This is a genomic window from Brakhagea slesvicensis, assembly GCF_052161625.1.
Taxonomy (GTDB): Bacteria; Planctomycetota; Planctomycetia; order Pirellulales; family Pirellulaceae; genus JBKCUI01.
Genome location: NZ_CP197412.1, coordinates 5,817,089 through 5,838,946, shown reverse-complemented (window position 1 = coordinate 5,838,946; position 21,858 = coordinate 5,817,089). Strand labels below are relative to the sequence as shown.

Sequence of the window (21,858 nt, the reverse complement as noted above, 5' to 3'; positions counted from 1 at the left end):
GCTATTCCGTAAGAAACAAACGCCAAAAGTAATGTAAGCGATAGAGTAAGGTAGTCGATCAGCTTCATTTTGTAAGACTCGGCTTTGCACGATCTAAATGCACAATCTTCTTACGGCTTTCGCACTCGCGACCGCAAATTCGCAACTGCGATGCAAGGCAAGATTTCGTGCCGCAACACGCTAGCATACATTCAGAGTAATCAGAAAAGTCGAATATTCTTTCCCACACATACCGCTCGCAGGTATTGAAGAAATTAAAGGGAATCTTTCCGTCCCGACGTCGAATCTCTTCCTGTAGCGATTCAATGAGATTGGCGTCTTGCTCGCAAGTAGATCGGACCACTTTTGAACACTGGTTTTTTGACGGTAGCGTGCCTGCTGGGTAATAATCACTCTCGATCTGATTCCAACCTGTCGGGAGGAACAGAAGAACACCTGCCCACCTACATCCTTTGTTGCAGGTGTTCATTATAGCATTGTCAAAGTCGTAAGCTGCACCTGATTGAAAAACGTAGCTTCCAATAATATTCCCTTGATCATCACACCGATTTACAACAAGATTGGCGTGATTGTCCCCGCTCAATCCACTCTCGTTTGTATATGCAATACATCTGTCATGGCCGCTCGGATCGGAATCGCGCAGCGTTTTAGAATCTAAGAGTTCGTAAAGCCCCCACTCACTTCCCTCATACCCAATCGGATCCCTCCCCATGAACCTACCCGCCAACCCGCTCGCCCATCTTGCTCGGAAGTGATAGAGCCCTAGCGTTTGATCCCATTCTCGCCCTGTGTAGGTGTAGCGATTATTAATCGCAGAACTCGAGAGAACCGACCCTGAAGCATCGAGGATGGTTGGTTGGCCATACGCCGTGTAGGCGTAACGCTCCGCTACGGAGCCTGAAGAAGTGGTTACTGCCGTGATCCTGTACTGCTGGTTGCTTTGGTAGCGCCAAGTCGCAGTGGTGGCTTCATCAGGGGACGGACCAACGCTGGCATTGATGGAATGCACATCGAAGCACCGCCAAACAGTAGTAGAAGCTTCGGTGCAACCGAAGGTTGTACTTGGCTCTCCTGTGCAGGGGCGCGCGGAGCGGAGATCTGGAGATGTTTCAAGCATGGCGTTTTGGGGGTGCATAGCGGCTATTGTAACCAATCCCAACGCCGCTTGCAGCGATTGCGAACCGAGGATTGCATCCTCGATAATTCTGGCCCCCTTCGCCCCCGGCTTTGCGGGGGAGAAGGGCTGGGGATGAGGGGGAGAAGGTGCAATGTCATATGGCTGGCTCGATACGCTGAAACAGTTGGTAACCCAATTCAGGCTCGTGCACCAAGCCTCAGTGCAAACCCGCAGAGATCACATCGATTTCGCCGCGTTTTCTTTCGTCCCTACCAGGACTAAAAGATCTTGGCGATCGAGCGAAAGGCGTAGGCACCTTTCTTAGTCGATTCGTTGATCCGATCGTAAGAGCTGATTCATGAACTGCTTGCGCATTCATCCGTGTACGCCTATCGGCTGACTGTTAAACGAAGAGGGTCCACAGTCGGTCCACTCCCACCTGCTCGTCAACAATTCGTTTAACAGTCAGCCGACAGGCGTACACGCTCCTCCAAAGGCGGAGCCAACAACTCGTTCCCCATTTTGCCTTTCAAGGTCAGACGCCCGACGAGATAGTCTTTGGGACCGGAGCGAATGTTCCGGTGGACCTTAAAGAGAAGCGAGCGACAAGCTCGATACATCCATCCTCCTCGCCCATCTCTACTTTCCACTTTCTAAACTCGACTCTCCAGCCGCTTCGCGGCTCCCGAGTTCTCGAACGCATTTTTCCAGAATGTTCTGCAGCGCCAAAACGTTCCTATTCGTCGGAGACTCTATCGTCCTGCGACGTCGAGCCAAGTTGTATGTCGCTTGAGGAGACGCAACACGACGTATTGGGATACCCCCAAAGTCGCGATCGCAATCCAAATGGGTTCCATTACGAATCGATGCTCAATCACGAGATGCTCGGCAATCTCCACAATCACGAAACCGATACAAATCTGCCCCAATGCCGTGTATTCGCGTTTCAGCACATTTCGAGCGGAAAACGGTAACGCAGCACGCTGCCAACCCCAGAATCGAGGAAGGAAGGCAGGTGTTCGCAACGCCCAGTCCCGGTAACGTGCCCCGAATTGCTCATTCAAAAACGCTTCCTCCGCAATCATAATCCGTTCGTAATAGACCGTGAACGCAAGGACGTAGAGGATCGGCAACCACCAAATAAGTGGGAGCATCATGGGCCCTAGGCCAATCAGGAAGTTGCCAAGATAGAGTGGATGCCTCACCACCGAATAGATTCCGGTGGTGTTGAGCTGCCAAGCCGATTGTTGGGTAGTATTGCGTCCTGAGGTTCCTCTGGGGGTATGCCCGATGGTGATAACTCGAACGGCTAACCCCGAGAGAGACACCAACATGCACACGGCTTCGGCGACTTCATGGTAAGCGTGACTTCCCATCGGCCAAGTCATATTCATGACGGCGATCGTCAACGGGATCATCATGATGACCGGGAGATAACTCCGCCAGCGAAAGAGAAAGTTGCCTTGTTCCTTTAGAAGCTCATTCATCCTGAATTCCCAACCTTTCAAACATTCCGTGGATTCCAGATCGACGATGCAACATAACGATGAAGATGTTACTTGGTCAATCGCATGCGAGTGAGGGGCCAGCAAGAATTCATAAACGACTGTTGGGTAAGCAAAAAGCTGCATGGTGTGCAAGAAAATGCAGAAGGATAGAGAGAGTCTATTTTCAAAACCGTTCCCCTTGCATTGTGGTCCGTCTCGAGGCTATCGTTCCGTCTTTCTTGATGGATGGATCGATGGGGAATCGGGCCGTACGGTCATTCGCACTTCATGAAGCTCTCATCTCGTCTATCCCCTCTCCGATACGGTGCAAACGTCTTGTACGGTGCAAGCGTCTTGATTTGGTTCGTATGCCTGTCAGGATGCCGAGCTCCACTCCCGTTTCAACCGATCGGTCGAAATGAGCCGAGAGTCGAACGAGCGAGTGTCTTGATCAACCGACGGCCAGTCTTGCATACACATACGGACCGGCGGTTACCAATCCAGAGAGTTGCCTCAACAACGCCGGCATCTCTGGTGCACCCATGGGAGTGGAGGGAGGACTTTGATAAGGAGTGGTTGCAACGGGAGCTCGAGGATGTCCCTAGTGCCGCCTCCTCCGCTTCATTGTGGACCCGGCTTTGGAGCGATCAAAAGAATTTCTATTCTGCTGAATCGTTGACCTTGTTGGGGAGCGGATTTGCAGTGGGTGGTGCGATGGCCAACACCTCGATCGACGAAGGAATTCAGCGACATTTTCAGAGCAGTGTTCGCGGGGCGACGTCCGACGAGTGGTTTGAGTCGCTCCATGCGAGCAAAGAGCTTGGAAACGGGATGTACACGCTGCCTGTATTTGCTACTGCATGGGTTGCCGGTGAAGTGCTTCCTGACAATGCGATGGCAACTTTGGGAGGCCGTTGGGGCGAACGATCCTTGCGCGGTTTCGCCGTCGGGGCTCCCCCCTTGGTCGCGTTGCAACAGCTCACAGGTGGTTCAAGGCCAACCGAAAATTTGGAAAGTTCGGAGTGGCATCCGTTCCACGACAATAACGGGGTTAGTGGTCATTCGTTCATGGGATCCCTGCCTTTCATCACTGCGGCCAAGATGACCGACAATCCCGCGTACAAAACGCTTTTCTACGCGGGGTCGGCGATTGCCCCACTTTCTCGTGTGAACGACAACGCACACTATCCGTCGCAAGTCGTACTAGGTTGGTGGATGGCCTATCTCGCCGCCAGTGCCATCGACGCAACCGATAACCCAAATGCTCGATGGAAGTTCTCGCCGCTTATCACCAGAGAAGGCTCCGGAATCCAAGCCGAGATCCAATTCTGACGCCGCTTCTCTCTGTCTCTCTCTGTGCGTGATGCAGAATTCGGCATGCAGCTGCAATTCCTTGCAGATTCGCCCGGTTAGAATGGGGGCTTCTGAAAAATAAAACAGACACGAGCGGTACATGGACTTACGAATCTACAGCGTATTTTCGCAATGGGTGCAAAGACGCAGCGGTGAGCGCCTGAAAGATGAGAATGGTACGCGTTGTGCGGTAGCAGTCATTTTTGTCGATGAACCTCGCGAATATCGGCGGGAGTGGAAATGCAGAGCGCAACAAGCCTGGAAGAGGTTGGGATGACGATGGAACGAGAGGGACGATTCGGCGTATTGATTGTGGATGATGAACCGAACATTCGTTCTGGGTTCGCGAAAGGGCTAGCAACCGAAGCCGACTTGGTCGACACCGCTGGCAGTGCGATCGAAGCGTTGGAGAAATTCCAAACGCACGAACATGCCTTGGTGATTGTTGACGTCCGCCTGAATTGTGAAATGACGGGGCTCGAGCTGCTACGAAGAATTATTCATTTGCGACCGCAGACCGCGGTCATTGTTATCACCGCGCATGGAACAGTGGAAACGGCGGTGGAGGCGATGCGGTCGGGGGCTTTCGATTTCATTTTGAAGCCAGTTGATTTGAATTTGGTTCGTCAGCAAGTTCGCAAGGCGCGATTGCATTTTGATCTCCTCACCGAGAACGCATTGCTACGCCACCAATTAGCCGAGTCAGGTGAAATCTCTCGCATCGTGGCGGGGGGGGCGGCGATGGAGGAGGTGTTTCGACAGATCCGTCAAGTCGCGGCAACCGAAGCGACGGTCATGATCCACGGTGAAAGTGGAACTGGCAAAGAGCTTATCGCGCGCGCCCTCCATGATCTGAGCGACCGAAGCAACGGTCCCTTCATTGCCGTCAATCTCGGTGCCCTGCCGGAGACACTTTTGGAGAGCGAGTTGTTCGGCCACGAAAAAGGGGCTTTCAGCGGTGCGATTCGTCAAAAGCCAGGTTGTTTCGAGCAAGCTACTGGGGGGACTTTGTTTCTCGATGAAGTCACCGAAATGTCACCTAAGAGCCAGGTTGATTTGTTGCGAGTGCTGGAAACGGGGGAATTCAATCGCATTGGCGGTGAGAGCCGATTGCAGTCCGACGCGCGCATCATCTCGGCGACAAATCGCTCCGTACAAGACCTCATCGACGAAGGCACATTTCGCGAGGATCTCTTCTATCGATTGAACATTATTCCGATCGAAGTCCCTCCGCTGCGACGTCGACGCGAGGATATCCCGCTACTCGTTCAGCACTTTCTAGAGCATTTCTGCAGCCGTCACCGAAAGGATCTCAAATCGATTTCTACCGATGCCATGCAGATTCTCACCTCATCTCCTTGGCCAGGAAACGTGCGCCAACTGCGCAACGTGATCGAACGGATGGTCATCGTCGGCGCTAGCAATATGATCGATGTACCGGATCTGCCCACCGATCTGCGCAGAGCTTCTCGTCCCAATCCCACACAACCGACTTCGCTCGCCGAGGCATTGGATGAATGCGAAAAGGTCACCATCCAAGCCGCGTTGGAAGCTTGCCACATGCACCGCGAGCATACAGCGAAACTGTTAGGTATCAGCGTTCGCACGTTGCATTACAAAATGAGCCGGCACGGTATGCACTAGGCATGGCTGCCGTCTTCATGGCTGCAGTCGGCAACAAAAACTTGGTTGCCGGCTAGCTTTCTTGAAGCTCGTGTCCCATCTGACGTTGTGCGTCGAGCTTGATTCGCAAATTCTCACATTCTTCTTCACTGAACTGCAGCTGACTTGCCGCAGTATCCTGCCGAGTGCTTTGACTTCGCATGGAAACGTTTGGCTGCGTCCATTCCGAACCGAGCATTGCGGTAAGGAAGGAAAGAAGTATCGAAGCGCGAAACTTAAACATTTTGCTCTCCCTGTTCATCGGACAATAGTCTCGTTTATCCCGTCGACTCCTGCTCCAGAGCTCCGTGGGAATCGTACTGAGAAGCAGGTTGCGTGCCACAGGGAAAAGAAACGAGACTTAGGGTAGGAACCCAACAGATTCGTGGGACTTTGCTCTCGGGAGGGGGCTCGGTAAGCGTCGTTGGTAGCAATTGGCAGTATTCACGGTCCTCTGTCTGCAACGAAAGGCTGCAGGATCTGCAATCGATGTCCTACCTCTTCCCTCGGATTTTTTGTCGTTGTCCCCAGTTTGCCGTCCTTCCCGGTATGATTCGACAGCCCTCGAGATCGCCTGTTAGGATCTGTTTCTCACCCATTCTCGCCTCGTCCTCGACGAGCCCTTGGACTGAATATGTTTGAGACCAACAGCAGCCGGAGCGTCAAAGCCTTTGCTTTTGTGCTCGGGCTTTTAAGCTTGTTCGCGCTGATTGTCACCGCTTGGGTGCTGCTCAATGTTCGCCATGAGCAAGCCATCGTGGCACAACTCGTGAGCCATCTTCAAGGAAGCGACCTAGAGGTAGCCGGGGAGTTATCGAGCGAACTCGGATTGCAACGAAGCCTTTCCTTTCTCTTGGTCCTCAATGTCATCGCGGCAGGAATCGCTTTTTCTCTAGTACTCCGCGGCTATTTCAGCAGCGAACGGAATCTCCAAGATGTAAAGGTCTTGTCCACCGATATATTGGCCAGCATGGATGCCGGTGTCATCACCACGGACATGGAGGGGCGAATAACGAGCTTGAATATTCGAGGTGCGGAATTGCTTGGAAGCAGCTACACGGGGCTCTTTCAGACGATCGAAGAACTCGGTTCGGAACACGCCTTGCTGACATCTATCTGCCGCGAGCTACTGGAGCATCACCAACCGATTCGAGATCGCGACTACCAAATCCTTCGCCATGGCCATCGAAAAACATACCGAGCTGGCTGCACGATTCTTCGCAACCGCCAAAAGGAAGAGGTTGGAATGGTGATTCACGTGCGCGATGTCACGGAAAAGGCCTTTATGGAGGAGCGATTGAGGCGTATGGAGCGGTACGTCGGTCTCGGTTCTCTCGCAGCTGGACTTCAACACGAAATCAAGAATCCTCTCAATGCTCTTTCACTTCATATCCAGCTTTTGTGCGAATCGCTGCCACAAGAATTTCGAACCGCGGATATCAATGAAACCTTGGACATCCTCAACACCGAAGTGAAGCGAATCAGCGAGGTCCTCGATGGTTTTCGAAACTACGCATCCATCGACGAAATTCGTCACGCCCCCGTCGATGTAGCCAATCTGATCGAAAAACTGATCCGGCTTCTTCGGCCCGATGCGGAGAACAAAAAGGTTTCGATCGAATTCCAGTGCGAAGAGAGTACCACGACGCAGATCATCGCGGATGGTGCAAAGTTGGAACAAGTTTTGCTGAATTTGGCACTGAACGCTGTGGCTGCCATGCCCAACGGAGGAACCCTCCGTTTCCATCTGGCCTGCGACTCGGAAATGTTGGAAATCCAAGTCAGCGACACGGGCAACGGAATACCAGTGGAGATCCGCAATCAGATCTTCAATCCTTATTTCACCACGCGCAAAGATGGTATCGGGATGGGCCTCGCCATCTGCGAAAAGATTGTCCGTCAGCACGATGGTCGCATCGAATTTCAGACCGATGCCAACGGCACGACCTTCACCATCCAGCTTCCTGTCGAGCAAGATCACTGAGGTCGCTTTCTCTGCCATTGTTTGCATGAGACGTGCAACTCTTTGCACGAACCTTGAGAGTATTTTTCGAGGTCCTTGGAATTCGTCAAAAAAGAAGATGAATTCATCGACTGACACGCTTGGGAGACCGAAACGAAGTGCATCCCGAAATGGCAAGATTCGCAGGGAATAACAGCAATCCGCCGCGATGGCTCCATGAGGCGACCCGACCGCGATCGAGCTGAGATCCCTGAGAGACTGCTATTGGTCCGAAGGTTGCTTACTTGAGTTTGCATCACCTGCAGACGGGGTGTTTCCAGTATTCCAATGACTCGCTGGTCCCGCTGCACCTAGAAAACCAATCGCTCCGTTACCATGCGACGATCTTTGAAAAGCCTCTTGCTTCTGTTCCTCGTTTTCATTGCACTTCCAGGCTGCGACGCGGTCAAAAACCAACTTGCTGGCGATCCGAGCCGCCGCGACAAACAAGGTGATCATCGCGATGACGATGACGATGACGATGACGATGACGATGACGATGACGACGACGACGACGACGACGACGACGACGAGGATCAACGAGCGAAAGTCCACACGGCAGGAGCTCTGGGGTCGGCGGAACACAAGTCTTCATCGCACGGGGCCAGCGAACACGGGGCCAGCGAACACGGGAACTCCGAGCATGGTCATCACACTCATAAGATCGTAGCTACCGCTTCGGTGTCTCGCGATGTTGTCAGCACACAGTCTTATGTCTGCCAGATCCATTCATGCCGACATATCGAAGTACGAGCCTTGGAACGTGGCTATCTCGAGGAGATTTTCATTCGCGAAGGACAGCAAGTTCAGCAGGGGGATGTCCTCTTTAGGATCCTTCCTCCTGTGTACCAAGCGAAGCTAGAGACGGACATCGCGGAAGCCAAGCTGGTACAAATCGAATACGACAATGCCAAGCGATTGTTCGATCAAAAGGTTGTCTCGGCTCAGGAAGTTGCCTTGGCGGAAGCCAAGCTTGCGAAAGCGCAGGCCCAAGTGAAGCTTGCTCAAGCCGAATTGAATTTCACGATGATCCGTGCCTCGTTCCCTGGAATCGTCGATCGACTTCGAAACCAACAAGGGAGCTTGGTCTCCGAAGGGGATGTTCTTACCACCCTTTCAGACAACAGCACGATGTGGGTTTACTTCAATGTCCCTGAAGCTCGCTACTTGGAATATCGCGCGCGAGTCGTTCAGCACGATCCCGATATGTCTGTGGAGTTGGTGCTCGCCAATCACACCAAATTCAATCAGCCCGGTCAAATAGGTGCCATCGAAGCGGACTTCAATAGCGAGACGGGGAACATCGCCTTTCGCGCCGACTTCCCCAATCCGGAAGGTCTTCTGCGTCACGGTCAAACGGGCAATGTGCTCATCCATCGCCAATTGCACAATGCCATTGTCATTCCTCAGCGAGCGACGTTTGAAATCCTGGCCAATCGCTATGTCTATGTGATTGACGAAAACGATGTGGTGCAGCAGAAGCAAATCACCATCAAAACCGAACTGGAAGACATCTTCGTCATCGAGAGTGGGATTGATAGCGGGGCGAAGATTGTTCTCGAAGGGATCCGAGATGTGAAAGTTGGGGACAAAGTGGAATACGAACTCCGCGACCCCAATGACGTGCTCCGAAACCTCAAGAACAAAGCGGAATAGGAGAGCACGAACATGTTTGTACGATTTCTCCACCGCCCTGCGTTGGCTATTGTTATTTCTCTGCTCATCTTGTTCATGGGTGGATTGTCCATCCAGTCGCTACCGATTTCCCAATTCCCGTCGGTCGCACCCCCTAGCGTGGTCGTTTCCGTTTCCTATCCCGGCGCCAGCGCCAACGTGCTCGTCGATTCGGTGATGGTGATTCTGGAACAAGCCATCAACGGTGTCCAAGACATGCGTTATATGATCGGTGACGCAACGAGTGCAGGGGAGGGGACGATTCAGGTCATCTTTGAACCGGGAACCGATCCAAACGTCGCAGTTTTGAACGTGAACAACCGCATTCAAGCCGTTCGCAACAATCTGCCACCCATCGTCGACCGCGAAGGCATCATCGTCATGCAAAACATGTCGAGCATGCTCATGTACGTCAACGTTTACAGCACGGAGCCGGGTGTTGATCAAAACTTTCTCTACAACTACGCCACCGTCAATATTCTGCCTGAGATCAAACGGATTCAAGGTGTCGGGCGCGCGAGCATCTTGGGGAACCGCGCCTACGCCATGCGCGTGGAACTGAACCTTGACCGTATGCGAGCTTACAATCTGTCATCGGATGATGTCATGGAGGCCATCTCTGAGCAGAGCATGATCGGTTCTCCTGGTCGTCTTGGACAGGCGACGGGTCGAACATCGCAAACGGTAGAATACGTTCTCACCTGGGTTGGTCGGTACAACAAACCGGAGCAGTACGAGAACATTATTCTCCGCGCCAACCCGAATGGAGAAATCATTCGGATCAAGGATGTTGCGTCCGTCTCACTGGGGTCTTCCTTCTACGATTTGTATTCGGATATCGACGGGAACCCTTCTGCAGCGATCGTTCTGAAACAGACTCCAGGCTCCAACGCAACGGTCGTGATCGAGAACGTGAAGGAGCGACTTGAGCAGATCAAAAAGGACTCGTTCCCCCCTGGTATGGACTTTGAAGTCAGCTACGACGTTTCCAAGTTTCTGGAGGCATCGATCGAAAAGGTTCTTCATACCTTGGTCGAAGCATTCATCCTCGTTTCCCTGGTTGTCTTTCTTTTCTTGGGAGATTTCCGAAGCACGCTGATTCCAACTCTTGCCGTTCCCGTGTCATTGATCGGTACCTTCTTCTTCCTATTGATGTTCGGCATGTCGATCAATCTCATCACGCTCTTCGCATTGGTGCTCGCTATCGGAGTGGTCGTGGATGATGCCATTGTGGTAGTCGAGGCAGTTCATGCGAAGATGCATGAAAAGCACCTTTCTCCCTACGCTGCAACAAAAGAGGTCGTCCACGAAATCAGTGGTGCGATCATCGCTATCACGTTGGTGATGACAGCCGTATTTATTCCGGTTACCTTCATGACGGGCCCGGTTGGGGTGTTTTATCGACAGTTCGGTTTAACGATGGCGATGTCGATCGTGTTGTCAGGGATTGTGGCTCTTACGCTGACACCCGTGTTGTGCGCGATGATTCTCAAACCGCACGAGCATGGGGAAGCTCCCAAGGGGCTGATTCCTCGCTTCTTTGTCTTGATGGACAAGCTCCTAGGCGGAATGGGAGGTCCCGTCGGATTCGTCGCTCGCTGGATTTGGATCCTAGCGCTCAGTGCAGCCTGTGGTTACGGCATGGTCCGTTTTCTCAGTCTGGAGTCGATTATTCACGCAACGCATGACATGTTTATGCTCACCCCTGTACGAATCATGCTGATCGGGATCGCTACCACGATCTGGATGATGTTGACGATTCGATCCCTTATGTCACGCGGCCGCCCTGCGGAAAAGGTAGCCCTCGGTCCAATGGCTATCTTCATTGCGGGAATCAATCAGATCATCGAAGGCATCACGAATGTGTACGCAGCGATGCTCCGACGAATCGTCACATTCCGGACCTTGACCATGATGGTGATCACAGCGTTTTCTATCGGAATTTACATGGTGAATCATGTTCTCCCATCCGGATTCATCCCGCTGGAGGATCAAGGAATCATTTATGGCGTGATCCAAACGCCCCCGGGTTCCACTTTGGAATACACCAATTCCAAAGCTCGCGAACTGCAAGCGATCTGCGAGGAACTGGATGAAATCTCGTCGGTTTCCTCTCTCGCGGGCTACGAAGTCCTGACGGAGGGGCGTGGTTCTAACGCGGGCACGTGCATTATCAACCTGAAGCCTTGGGCGGAACGAAAGCGAACGTCAAAACAGATCATCGAAGCGTTGGAGGAAAAGGGACGAGAGATCTCGAATATCAAACTAGAATTCTTCGAACCCCCTGCAGTGCCAGGTTTTGGTGCCGCCGGAGGCTTTGCCTTGAATCTGCTCGATAAGACTAATTCGGGAGACTATGAAGCGCTCGGGGTGGTCACCGACAAATTCATGGCGGCGCTCGGGAAAAGGAAAGAACTGAAAGGGCTCTTTACCTTCTTCGCTGGAAACTACCCGCAGTATGAAATCATCATCGACAATGACATCGCGATGCAAAAAGGAGTATCGATCGGGGAGGCGATGAATAACCTCTCGATCGTCATCGGCAGCACATGGGAGCAAGGCTTCGTTCGCTTTGGCCAGTTCTACAAGGTTTATGTCCAAGCAGCGCCGGAGTTTCGACGCTACCCCGAGGACTTTGCGAACATGTTTGTCAAGAATGACCAAGGGGAAATGGTTCCCTACTCTGCCTTTATGCGACTGAAAAAGAAGCAAGGCCTCAATGAAATCAGTCGATACAACCTTTATCCGTCCGCGCCGATTCAAGGTTCGCCGGCGGCCGGCTACAGCAGCGGGCAAGCGATTGCTGCGATTCGAGAAGTCGCAGCGGAAACCCTTCCTCGCGGCTACGGAATCGATTGGCAAGGCTTGTCCTACGATGAAGCCAAGAGCGGGAACACCGCGGTGTATATTTTTATCATCGTTGTCGTGTTCGTTTATATGGTTTTGGTGGGGCAATACGAAAGCTTTATCCTTCCGTTGGCGGTTATTGTTTCGTTGCCCGTTGGGATTTTTGGCTCGTTCTTGTTTTTGCAAGCAATGGGCTTGGCAAATGATGTCTATTGCCAAATCGGATTGGTGATGTTGGTTGGTTTGCTGGGTAAAAACGCGATTCTGATTATCGAGTTTGCGATCCAGCGAAACCGTGAAGGAGTTCCTATCAAGGACGCCGCCATCGAAGGGGGAAAGCTGCGCTTTCGACCGATCTTGATGACGTCGTTCGCATTCATCGCGGGGCTGGTACCTCTGGTGCGGGCGACCGGCCCAGGGGCGATTGGAAACCGAACCATCGGTACGACCGCGGTGGGGGGGATGCTATTAGGTACGGTCATCGGAGTCCTTGTGATTCCGGGACTTTATTACCTCTTCGCTAAGATGGCGGAGGGGCGGAAGTTAATCAAGGATGAACATGATGAGCCGTTATTCGAAATCTTGGAACGGACGAATTAAGCGAAACGCCTTCGCTGCTTTGGTGGCGGGAACGACTTTGATTCCCGGGTGCAAGATTCCCGATATCTGCCGCCCCGAATCCATGCGTCCCTTGCCACAGGCGTTCGATCGCAACAACGATCCGGCTCAAGGGTTGGTGAGTGATGAGAACTCGGCATGCCTGGGCTGGCGAGAGTTCTTCAATGACCCCACTCTCCATCAACTCATCTCGGAATCGCTCGCTGGCAACCAAGAGCTAAAGATTCTCGCTCAGGACATCCGCATCGCCAACAACGAGTACCGAGCCAGGCGGGGGCTGCTCTTCCCCTTTGCTTCGATCGGTACTTCGGCAGGAATCGAGAAGTCGAGCCGTTTCACTCGAGATGGTGCCGTCGAAGACCAACTCCAAGCGGCCCCAGGCAAGGGCTTTCCAGAGCCATTGCCTAATTTCTTGATCGCAGCCGACGTCTCTTGGGAGATCGATATCTGGCGCAGGCTCCGCAATGCCCGGGACGCACAGGCATTGCGGTTCCTTGGTACGCAGGCTGGGCGAAACTACGTTGTTACGCGTGTCGTGGCAGAAGTCGCGGAAAACTACTACGAGCTGCTCGCGCTCGATAATCGACTGGATACCCTCGACCGAACAATCGCCATCCAGCAGCAAAGTCTAGATACCGCCAAAGCCCTCAAGGAAGCGGCCCGAGGAACAGAACTCGCCGTTCAACGATTCCAGGCTGAAGTGCAAAAGAACCAAAGTGAGAAGCTGATCATTCAGCAGGAGATCACCGAAACAGAGAACCGAATCAACTTCTTGGCTGGTCGCTTCCCTCAGAAGGTCGAACGCCCCAGCGTTGAATTCCTCTCGCTCTACCTTCCCGCGATCGGAGTTGGATTCCCCTCCCAACAACTTCTCAACCGATCCGATATTCGGCAAGCCGAAAGAGAAGTCGCCGCTTCGGGCCTCGATGTTCGCGTTGCCCGCGCTCAATTCTTTCCGTCGCTCATCCTGACGGCAGGTGTAGGCTATGAAGCCTTCAATACGAAATATCTATTCTCAAGCCCGGAATCGTTGATTTACAACGCGGCCGGCAGTCTTGTCGCTCCTTTGATCAACCGATCGGCGATCAAAGCGGAGTATCTCAATGCCAACGCTCGCCAGTTGCAAGCGGTTTACGAGTACCAACAAACGGTGCTCAACGCCCATATCGAGGTCATCAACCAATTGTCCTTGGTCGAAAACTACACACGCAGCCTCGAGGTCAAGACTCAGCAATTGCAATCGTTGGAATCGTCGGTCGACAACGCGACCAAACTTTTCCAAAATGCACGCGGAGAATACATCGAAGTCCTATTAGCCCAGCGCGATATGATGGAAACCCGATTGGTTCTAATCGGTACAAAACAGAAGCAGCTCGGTGCGGTTATCAAAGCCTATCAAGCGCTCGGGGGTGGTGGCCGTCCAGGCGACTTCGTGGTCGAAGAGTTGGAATCGCTAGAAGAACCTATCATCGATTCCGACTCAACCCAAACGACCGAAACCGTTCCGATCCAAATCCACTCCGCACCTAGCAAACAAGCCTTCGGTCGATCCGAACCCGCTCCCATCGCGATGGTCCAGGAAGCCCCATCCGCAACATTCGACATCCCCGCAAATCGATAGTTACTGTACCAATAACTATCGATTCAATCCGGAACGAGCCTGTGTCTATTTCCTACCAGGCTCCGCGTTGGCCGGATCATCGGGCCACGAATGTTTTGGGTAGCGACGCTTAAGCTCCTTCTTCACTTCGGGGTAACCGTTTGCCCAAAACGAGGCGAGGTCATCGGTGATCTGTTGGGGACGCATGGCGGGGGAGAGTAGATGCAGCAATAGCGGTACTCTTCCCTTGGCAATGCGCGGTGTTGCTCGCCAGGAAAAAACCTCTTGAATCTTCACTGGTAACACAGGTGGCTTGCCTTGTTCGTATTCGATCTTGATCTGGCTCCCACTGGGAACTTGGATTCGTGCCGGTGCCTCTCGGTCGACCGCTTGCAATTGGTCGGGCGTAAACCGTGCCCGAAGCCAATCGAGCCAAGGTGCATTTCGGATCTCCGCGAGCGATCTTCTGCCGTCGCAAAGCTCTTCCGCCACCTCTTCTAAAAGAGGCAATCCGATTTCCGGCAGCTCCAACTCGGGGATCCAATCCCGAAGGCATCGCACACGTTCAATGAACCCGCAAAGACTTTCATCGTCCTTCGGATAGGCTTGGTCCCAGTACTGCCGTACTCCTTGCATTAAGATCGCTTTGGCCTTCGCGTTGTCCGAAATCGCGGTCGGTGTTTCCTGCAGAACCAAATCCAACCAACGTGTCTGCCTTCTCGCGACGACCTGCTTTTGGCTTGGGTGAAAGAAACACTCTTCGGACGTCACCAGTTTGTCGAGAATCCAGTCAACTTCCACGCCGCTGGCCTGTCGAACGATGGCATCGCTTCCCTTCCCACCATCCAGATCGATGCACAAAAAGAACTCTGGCTCCAAAACCCCGCTTTGCGGATGCAACGTCACGCCCTTTCCTCCGACCATCAAACCATTGTTCTTCCCGGACTGTCTACGTCGCGCTAGGCGATCGGGAAAACCAGCTAACAACGATCGGAGGATTTCCTCGGGTGCATCGTCTTGATCGGAATAGCCATGGTCGGAATCGTGCGACGGATCGCTGCCGACGAGAGACTTTGTTTGCGACTCGATCTGTTCCGCTGCGCTGGCGATTGTTCTCAAGGCGCCAAAGTTCAATTCGCCAAAAGGTGACTCGTAATGTTGACGGTTGAGAGCGCGTTCCAGAACCCGTAAACGCTCGAGACAATCGCTGAACCATTTCGAGGTCTGTTTCGTGTGAATCGAAGGAGATCGTTCCCGTTGTTCGCGGCGATCGAACGGATCCCGTTCTGCAAGCATCGCAGCGAGCAACGCGCTGCGTGACAAACAACCGCGATCGGCCGCCTCGAGGACCATCCGTGCCAAACGTGGATGGATCGGCAACTGGGACATATGAATGCCAATCGAAGTTATTTTGCCGCGCGAGATAGCTCCGAGATGCTCCAATAGTTTGTTGGCCGCCTGCCAAGCGTCCTCGCGTGGCTTTTCGAGCCATGGAAAATCTTCTGACTCTCCTTCCCCCCACGCAACCAACTGCAAGGCTGCCGAACAAAGATCCAACCGTCGAATTTCTGGTTCCAAGTGCCCAGCTCTGGCGCGGTCCGCAGCTTCGGACCAAAGGCGGATACAGACCCCTGGCGCGACGCGTCCCGCTCGACCCGCTCGCTGTGTCGCAGACGCTTGACTGATGCCCTCCAAACAGAGTCGGTCCAATCCTACATCGGGAGAGAAACGCATCACCCGTGCTTGACCGCTGTCTACCACCACGCGAACCCCCTCAATGGTAAGAGATGTTTCGGCGATGTTGGTTGCCAGCACGACTTTGCGGCGAGGGCCCGTTTGGACGACGCGAGACTGCTCCTCCAGCGTCATCGCACCGTAGAGGGGCAGGACATCACAATCGCGAGCAACGAACGTTCTGTTCAGCTCCTCGGCAGCGCGATGTATTTCTCCAGCTCCCGGTAGAAATGCTAGGATATCCCCCTCGTATTGCTGGACCGAATCGCTGACAACTCTCACTAGATGCTCGACCAACCGGTCTCTCGGGTTCATCGGCTTGTAAAGATTCCGAACCGGAAAGGTTCTGCTCTCCACTCGAATGATTGGAATCTCCCCGAGTGAATCGCGAATGAGATCGATATCTAGCGTTGCTGACATGATCACAATCCGCAGATCATCCCGCACGGTTTCTTGCACCCGTCGAAGCATTCCGAGGAGCAGATCGGCGTCGAGCGACCGTTCGTGAAATTCGTCGAGCAGAACAACAGAGACATCCTCTAGGGCGGGATCGGATTGAAGACGCCTTAAGAGAATTCCCTCGGTCGCAACAATCAATTGCGTATCGCGACTGATTTGGTGATCAAATCGGACTTGATACCCAATTCGAGCACCAATCGCCGAAGCGTTCTCCTGCGCAATACGTTCGGCAACCGAACGGGCCGCCAATCGACGCGGTTGCAATAAATAGATTCGATCCTTGGATCCAGACTGAGAATACCTTTCGAGCAGTGCGGGTGCGACACGCGTCGTCTTTCCGGAGCCCGGTGGTGCTTCGACAACAACGATCCGATGCGTCCGTACCGCGTCGAGGATTTCGTGTAGATGGGAGTCGATTGGCAGAGGTTGCATAGCAAGTCTTTAGAGGGCAAGTATTTTGTTTGCAGCTTGCAAACCACTTTGGACTGCACCTTCGATACTACCGCTTATGCAGTAATCCCCGCATCGGAAAATCCCATCGGAAATGAATGGGTCGGGGGTCTCTGCAATCGCCTCGCGGGTCTGATTCGGCAATGCGTATGGAATACGATAGGTCCTCAGATGCCGCCATGCCGCAACTGAGGGACCAAACCAATCGGTGAGTTGCTCACGCACCGATGTTTCCAGAGGCCGATCCAAATCTTCCGCTCCGCCGATCGTGTTCACACTCGCCAGCGAGAGACCTTTCGGTGCATAGGATGGTTGCGCGAAGCTAACAAAGGACAAATGATTGACCGGACCAATGCCATCGCCGTTCAACATCAACGTGGAATCGTGCAGAGGAGGATTCTCGACCGCGTAGTACAGCGTGCAAGTCGAACGGGGAGGGAAGTGGGAAGTAGGTTGTTGGCCAAGCAGTCGATCGGCCGCGGGTTGCTCGGTAGCAATCAAAACAACATCCCCCTCTAACGTGCTACCGTCCGAAAGGTTCACGCGTCCCCTTTCAACATGCTGCACGGTGGTGCTGGTGCGTATCGACTCGGCGGGCAGGTCTCTCGCGATGGAATCGGGGATGGCTTGCATGCCATGTTGCGGTAACGCTGCAAATCCCAGTGAAAATGTTTTGAAAACAAAGTCCATCCTGTCGGACGAAACGGCTAAATCAGACTCCAAAAAAATCCCTCCGAAGAACGGTTTGAAGAAGCGATCGATAATACGGTCGGTGAATCCCAATTGACGCAATCGGTCCCTGGCAGGTACTCGAGCATCGTGGCTGAGATCGAGATTCGACTGGCTTTGCATCAAGCTACGGTATCGAAGCATTTGCAGTTTGTCGCGAAGACCTCCGATCGGCGCTAATGCCGTAGAGATGCAATCCCGCAGGATGGATCCCATCGAACATCGGAGGGGATCGCCGACACGATATCGCTTGCCGCGAAGCTGAATCCAAGCACCTGCTGGTAAGCATCGCAGTCCTAAACTCGACAGGTCAAGTTCCTGTCCTGCTGTCTCGTAAGCGGTCAAGTAGACTTGGAAGCCGTGGTCTATTAGAAATCCGTCTACGGCATCGGTTTGGATACGGCCGCCAATTCGATCGCGAGCTTCGAGAACGCTCACGCGCCAACCTGCCCGATGCAACTTCCTTGCCGCGGTCAAACCGGATATCCCAGCGCCGACGACGATTGCATGCCTAGCGTGTGTTGAGTCCACACTCGATTCCTTCGGATTCATGGGGCGTCCGCTCAAGCGTCCGGGGGGATGGATTCCGCATTGCTATTCGCACGACCGCGGAGCTTGGGGTTCTCAATATAAGCCAATACCAAGCTGATATCGGCGGGAGTGATGCCGCTTATACGGCTCGCTTGGTCGAGATTGATCGGACGAATCCGTCCCAACTTTTGTCGCGCTTCCGCTCTCAAGCTGATAATGGCTTCGTAGTTGAAGTCCAATGGGATTGTTTTGTCGGCCATCCGGTTTTGACGTTCGACCTGCACTTGCTGGCGGGCGATGTACCCGGAGTATTTGACGTCATACTCGACTTGCTCAGCAATCTCTTTGGCAAAGTCACCGAGTGATTCGGGAAACATCTCGACCAAGTGGCTCCAAGTTACCTCGGGTCGTCGCAAGTACTTATCGCCGGGAATGTCTCCGATCCGGAGGGCACGCACCGCTTCGTTGGCTCGCTGGATATCAGCAATCTTTCTTTGATAAACGGCGTAGCGAGCTTCATCGACCAACCCAATCTGATATCCCAGCTCAGTCAGCCTCCGATCCGCGTTGTCCTGCCGAAGCATCATGCGGTATTCCGCGCGGCTCGTGAACATACGATAAGGTTCATCGACACCGCATGTCACGAGATCGTCTACCAACACTCCCATGTACGCGGCATCGCGCGTCAGGGTGAATCCGTCTTTTCCTTGCGCGCGAAGGGCAGCGCTGGCACCTGCGATCAAGCCCTGCGCTGCTGCTTCTTCGTACCCTGTCGTTCCATTGAGCTGGCCTGCGAAGAAGAGTCCGGCGACCGCTTTCGTTTCAAGCCAAGGATTGAGTTGATCGGGGGGGCAAAAGTCATACTCGACCGCGTATCCGTATCGCATGATCTGAGCATTTTCCAAGCCCGGAATCATGCGCAGCATTTTGTCCTGAACATCTCTGGGGAGCGAGGTTGAGATGCCGTTCACGTAGATTTCACAAGTATTCCTACCTTCGGGCTCAAGAAAAAGTTGGTGTCGATCGCGATCTGCAAATCGCACTACTTTGTCTTCAATGGATGGGCAATAGCGAGGACCCGTCGATTGGATCTGCCCCGAGTACATTGGCGCTCGATGCAAATTCGCTCGAATGAGTTCATGCACCTCGTGGTTGGTATAGGTGATCCAACATGGTACCTGCGGTTCAGGAAGGCTCTCCGTCAAATAGGAAAACGGTTGGGGAGATTCGTCGCCCGGTTGGATCTCTGTCTTCGAGTAGTCGATGGTGCGGCTGTTCAATCGAGCGGGCGTTCCCGTTTTGAATCGCTCGATGCGGAAACCAAGCGACGCGAGGGAATGGCTAATCCCCGAAGTCGTACCTTCACCGGCTCGGCCCCCGGGTGTTTTCGCTTCTCCGGTGTGCATGATGGCTTGTAGGAATGTACCGGTCGTGAGAACGACCGATCGAGCGTAGTAATACGCATCGCCTCGAACGCGGACGCCCAAGATACGTCGATCGCCGCTCGTGCCAGACGAGGTCGCTTCCGTCAGAAGCTCCTCGACCAGTTCTTGACGCAAATCCAAGCCTGCGGTCTCTTCGATCACCCGTTTGATCTCGAACTGGTAGGCCTTTTTGTCGGCTTGTGCGCGAGGGGAGTGCATCGCCGGACCCTTTCGACTGTTCAAGAGCCGGAATTGAATGCCGGTCTTGTCGATAGCGGAACCCATCAATCCCCCGAGGGCATCGATCTCCCGTACAATTTGACCTTTCGCCACACCGCCGATGGCAGGATTGCAACTCATCTGCCCGACGGTGTCTAGATTCCCGGTCAAGAGAACGACGCGCGCGCCGAGGCGTGCTGCAGCCGCAGCCGCTTCGGTTCCCGCATGCCCCGCACCCACAACGATTACATCGTATTCGTAACGATTCATCCCAACTCTCGGTAGAACTTTTTCAACATACCTGGGTTTTCATAGACTTCTGAATCCGTATCGTACATCCCCTTCCCCGATTTGACGAGGAACAGCTCATGCAGGAAACGTTCATGCACACAAAACTTCGATCAAAAGTCCGAGTCTCCCTCCTTTTGAGCCTGGCATGCCTCACGACGGCCCCATTTTCGTCGCGGTCGCTCGGCGAGGAACGGGGGTGGCCTAATTGGCGCGGGCCACTCGGAAACGGTGCATCCCTCGACGCTACCCCACCTACTTCGTGGAGCCCCGAAAAGAATATCGCGTGGAAAACACCTCTCGATGGCATGGGGAGTTCGACCCCCATCGTTTGGGGAAACCAAGTCTTCATTCTCTCCGCGGTCAAGACCGACAAGACGGAATCCCTCCAAACAGCACGCCCTTATGTGGAACGCGATCTCCAAATCGAAACGGTCGAACCACCTCGACAGCTTCCGCCCCGCAGCAAAGACGAAACTCCAAGCCAACCTTCCAATCCGCCATCGGGGGCCGATCGCCCTGGACCTCCCCGCCCTCGAATCGCAACCGCCGGGGTGTACGATCCAGAGACGGCAGTCCCCGGCTCAAGTCCTAGCGGGCGCGGCTTCGGCCCTCCGGGAGGGGGACGCTTATCCAAACCTCGCCCCAACAATGTTTATCAGTTCTTGGTCTCGTCTTACGACCTCGAATCCGGGAAGAAACTTTGGCAGACGATCGTGACCGAAGAATTGCCTCACGAAGGAGGGCACGGTACCAACAACTTCGCTTCCGCATCACCTGTCACGGACGGAAAACACTTGTACGTGTTCTTCGGCTCGCGAGGGATTTTCTGCCTTGATCTGCAAGGCAAAGTGATGTGGAGCGCCGACCTCGGGGAACAAGTCACTCGCAACGAATTCGGCGAAGGGGCTTCGGCAACACTCTACAAAGACTACCTCATCGTCCCCTGGGACCACGAAGCCGATTCCTTCATCGCTGCACTCGACCCGAAGTCCGGTGACTTGAAATGGAAAACGGCGCGTGCGGAACGAACAAACTGGTGCACCCCCATCGTGGTGGAACACCGCGGGGTCGAGCAAGTCATCATGAACGGAAGAACGGTACGAAGTTACAACCTCCGAGATGGAAGCTTGATCTGGGAATGCGGCGGCCAAACCGAAAACCCAATCCCCACTCCGTTTGTCCATGAAGGAAATGTCATTGCAACCACCGGCTTTCGAGGCGCCGCATGCTACGCGATTTCCTTAGACGCGAAGGGGGACGTTTCCCAAAACAAGGACCTTGTGAAATGGACCTACCATCAAAATACTCCCTACGTCCCATCCGCTACCCTGTATAAGGGCCAAGTCTATTTTCTATCGGAAAACAAAAACATCCTGACCGCTTTGGACGCCTCGACCGGGACCCCTGTGTTCGCCCGTACCCGTATCAATGGCCTGGATACAATTTACTCCTCCATCGGAGCTGCAGCGGACAAGCTCTATGTGACCGGAAGAAACGGTACAACGGTCGTGATGAAAGCGGGTCCGGAGCCCGAGATCTTGGCAACCAACGAATTGGGGGAAGAAATCGATGCGTCCCCAGTATTTCTCGGAAAACGTTTGCTCCTTCGCAGCGCTGGGCATCTGTATTGCATCCAGGAATAAAATATTGCATCCCGGATT

Annotated in this window: 13 protein-coding genes; 7 read left to right on the top strand and 6 right to left on the bottom strand. The window is 53.7% G+C overall.

The window, feature by feature from the left end; translation table 11 throughout:
• Positions 1-64 precede the first annotated feature (64 nt).
• Together SH467x_RS22020 and SH467x_RS22015 are read right to left on the bottom strand one after the other, a co-directional pair.
• Positions 65-1,117: an RHS repeat domain-containing protein gene (locus SH467x_RS22020; RefSeq protein WP_482369243.1), complete on the bottom strand. Its 1,053-nt coding sequence runs from the start codon at positions 1,115-1,117 to the stop codon at positions 65-67.
• 752 nt (positions 1,118-1,869) lie between these two features.
• Entirely contained in the window at positions 1,870-2,604 is a 735-nt protein-coding gene (locus SH467x_RS22015) for a methyltransferase family protein (RefSeq protein ID WP_482369242.1), read from the bottom strand.
• A 288-nt stretch (positions 2,605-2,892) separates the two neighbouring features.
• Here SH467x_RS22015 and SH467x_RS22010 point away from each other — a divergent pair, with 288 nt between their 5' ends.
• Both SH467x_RS22010 and SH467x_RS22005 read left to right on the top strand, forming a co-directional pair.
• Positions 2,893-3,936: a phosphatase PAP2 family protein gene (locus SH467x_RS22010; RefSeq protein WP_482369241.1), complete on the top strand. Its 1,044-nt coding sequence runs from the start codon at positions 2,893-2,895 to the stop codon at positions 3,934-3,936.
• Positions 3,937-4,197: 261 nt separating this feature from the next.
• Positions 4,198-5,601, top strand: coding sequence for a sigma-54-dependent transcriptional regulator (locus tag SH467x_RS22005; RefSeq protein ID WP_482369240.1), 1,404 nt, complete (start codon positions 4,198-4,200; stop codon positions 5,599-5,601).
• A gap of 52 nt (positions 5,602-5,653) precedes the next feature.
• On the opposite strand, the gene SH467x_RS22000 is transcribed toward SH467x_RS22005, so the two are convergent.
• Positions 5,654-5,863 carry a hypothetical protein gene (locus SH467x_RS22000; protein ID WP_482369239.1) on the bottom strand — a complete coding sequence of 70 codons (210 nt, stop codon included), beginning with the start codon at positions 5,861-5,863 and terminating at the stop codon, positions 5,654-5,656.
• A gap of 390 nt (positions 5,864-6,253) precedes the next feature.
• Here SH467x_RS22000 and SH467x_RS21995 point away from each other — a divergent pair, with 390 nt between their 5' ends.
• From SH467x_RS21995 to SH467x_RS21980, 4 genes are all read left to right on the top strand, one after another.
• Positions 6,254-7,603, top strand: coding sequence for a two-component system sensor histidine kinase NtrB (locus SH467x_RS21995; RefSeq protein WP_482369238.1), 1,350 nt, complete (start codon positions 6,254-6,256; stop codon positions 7,601-7,603).
• A 354-nt stretch (positions 7,604-7,957) separates the two neighbouring features.
• Complete coding sequence (locus SH467x_RS21990; protein WP_482369237.1) at positions 7,958-9,277, top strand: efflux RND transporter periplasmic adaptor subunit; 1,320 nt, start codon at positions 7,958-7,960, stop codon at positions 9,275-9,277.
• Between the two features lie 12 nt (positions 9,278-9,289).
• Entirely contained in the window at positions 9,290-12,742 is a 3,453-nt protein-coding gene (locus tag SH467x_RS21985) for an efflux RND transporter permease subunit (protein WP_482369236.1), read from the top strand.
• Positions 12,702-14,381 (top strand): TolC family protein, encoded by a 1,680-nt coding sequence (locus SH467x_RS21980; protein WP_482369235.1) that lies wholly within the window; start codon positions 12,702-12,704, stop codon positions 14,379-14,381. Before SH467x_RS21985 ends, SH467x_RS21980 begins: the two co-directional genes overlap by 41 nt.
• 45 nt (positions 14,382-14,426) lie before the next feature.
• Here the strand turns inward: SH467x_RS21980 and hrpB are convergent, their stop codons facing one another.
• Genes hrpB through mnmG form a run of 3 tightly spaced genes read right to left on the bottom strand, consistent with a single transcriptional unit; the run spans position 14,427 to position 20,176 of the window.
• Positions 14,427-16,985: an ATP-dependent helicase HrpB gene (gene hrpB, locus SH467x_RS21975; RefSeq protein ID WP_482369234.1), complete on the bottom strand. Its 2,559-nt coding sequence runs from the start codon at positions 16,983-16,985 to the stop codon at positions 14,427-14,429.
• Between the two features lie 9 nt (positions 16,986-16,994).
• The gene (locus SH467x_RS21970) at positions 16,995-18,284 is read right to left on the bottom strand and encodes an NAD(P)/FAD-dependent oxidoreductase (protein ID WP_482369233.1); all 1,290 of its coding nucleotides are present in this window, start codon (positions 18,282-18,284) and stop codon (positions 16,995-16,997) included.
• Between the two features lie 11 nt (positions 18,285-18,295).
• The gene (mnmG, locus tag SH467x_RS21965) at positions 18,296-20,176 is read right to left on the bottom strand and encodes a tRNA uridine-5-carboxymethylaminomethyl(34) synthesis enzyme MnmG (protein WP_482369232.1); all 1,881 of its coding nucleotides are present in this window, start codon (positions 20,174-20,176) and stop codon (positions 18,296-18,298) included.
• Positions 20,177-20,289: 113 nt separating this feature from the next.
• Between mnmG and SH467x_RS21960 the strand changes: the two genes are divergently transcribed.
• Positions 20,290-21,840, top strand: coding sequence for an outer membrane protein assembly factor BamB family protein (locus SH467x_RS21960; RefSeq protein WP_482369231.1), 1,551 nt, complete (start codon positions 20,290-20,292; stop codon positions 21,838-21,840).
• Positions 21,841-21,858: the final 18 nt, after the last annotated feature.

Coding starts and splice junctions, on each gene's coding strand:
- SH467x_RS22020 (WP_482369243.1), bottom strand. CDS start 1,117: ATGCTTGAAACATCTCCAGATCTCCGCTCCGCGCGCCCCTGCACAGGA.
- SH467x_RS22015 (WP_482369242.1), bottom strand. CDS start 2,604: ATGAATGAGCTTCTAAAGGAACAAGGCAACTTTCTCTTTCGCTGGCGG.
- SH467x_RS22010 (WP_482369241.1), top strand. CDS start 2,893: ATGAAGCTCTCATCTCGTCTATCCCCTCTCCGATACGGTGCAAACGTC.
- SH467x_RS22005 (WP_482369240.1), top strand. CDS start 4,198: ATGCAGAGCGCAACAAGCCTGGAAGAGGTTGGGATGACGATGGAACGA.
- SH467x_RS22000 (WP_482369239.1), bottom strand. CDS start 5,863: ATGTTTAAGTTTCGCGCTTCGATACTTCTTTCCTTCCTTACCGCAATG.
- SH467x_RS21995 (WP_482369238.1), top strand. CDS start 6,254: ATGTTTGAGACCAACAGCAGCCGGAGCGTCAAAGCCTTTGCTTTTGTG.
- SH467x_RS21990 (WP_482369237.1), top strand. CDS start 7,958: ATGCGACGATCTTTGAAAAGCCTCTTGCTTCTGTTCCTCGTTTTCATT.
- SH467x_RS21985 (WP_482369236.1), top strand. CDS start 9,290: ATGTTTGTACGATTTCTCCACCGCCCTGCGTTGGCTATTGTTATTTCT.
- SH467x_RS21980 (WP_482369235.1), top strand. CDS start 12,702: ATGATGAGCCGTTATTCGAAATCTTGGAACGGACGAATTAAGCGAAAC.
- hrpB (WP_482369234.1), bottom strand. CDS start 16,985: ATGCAACCTCTGCCAATCGACTCCCATCTACACGAAATCCTCGACGCG.
- SH467x_RS21970 (WP_482369233.1), bottom strand. CDS start 18,284: ATGAATCCGAAGGAATCGAGTGTGGACTCAACACACGCTAGGCATGCA.
- mnmG (WP_482369232.1), bottom strand. CDS start 20,176: ATGAATCGTTACGAATACGATGTAATCGTTGTGGGTGCGGGGCATGCG.
- SH467x_RS21960 (WP_482369231.1), top strand. CDS start 20,290: ATGCACACAAAACTTCGATCAAAAGTCCGAGTCTCCCTCCTTTTGAGC.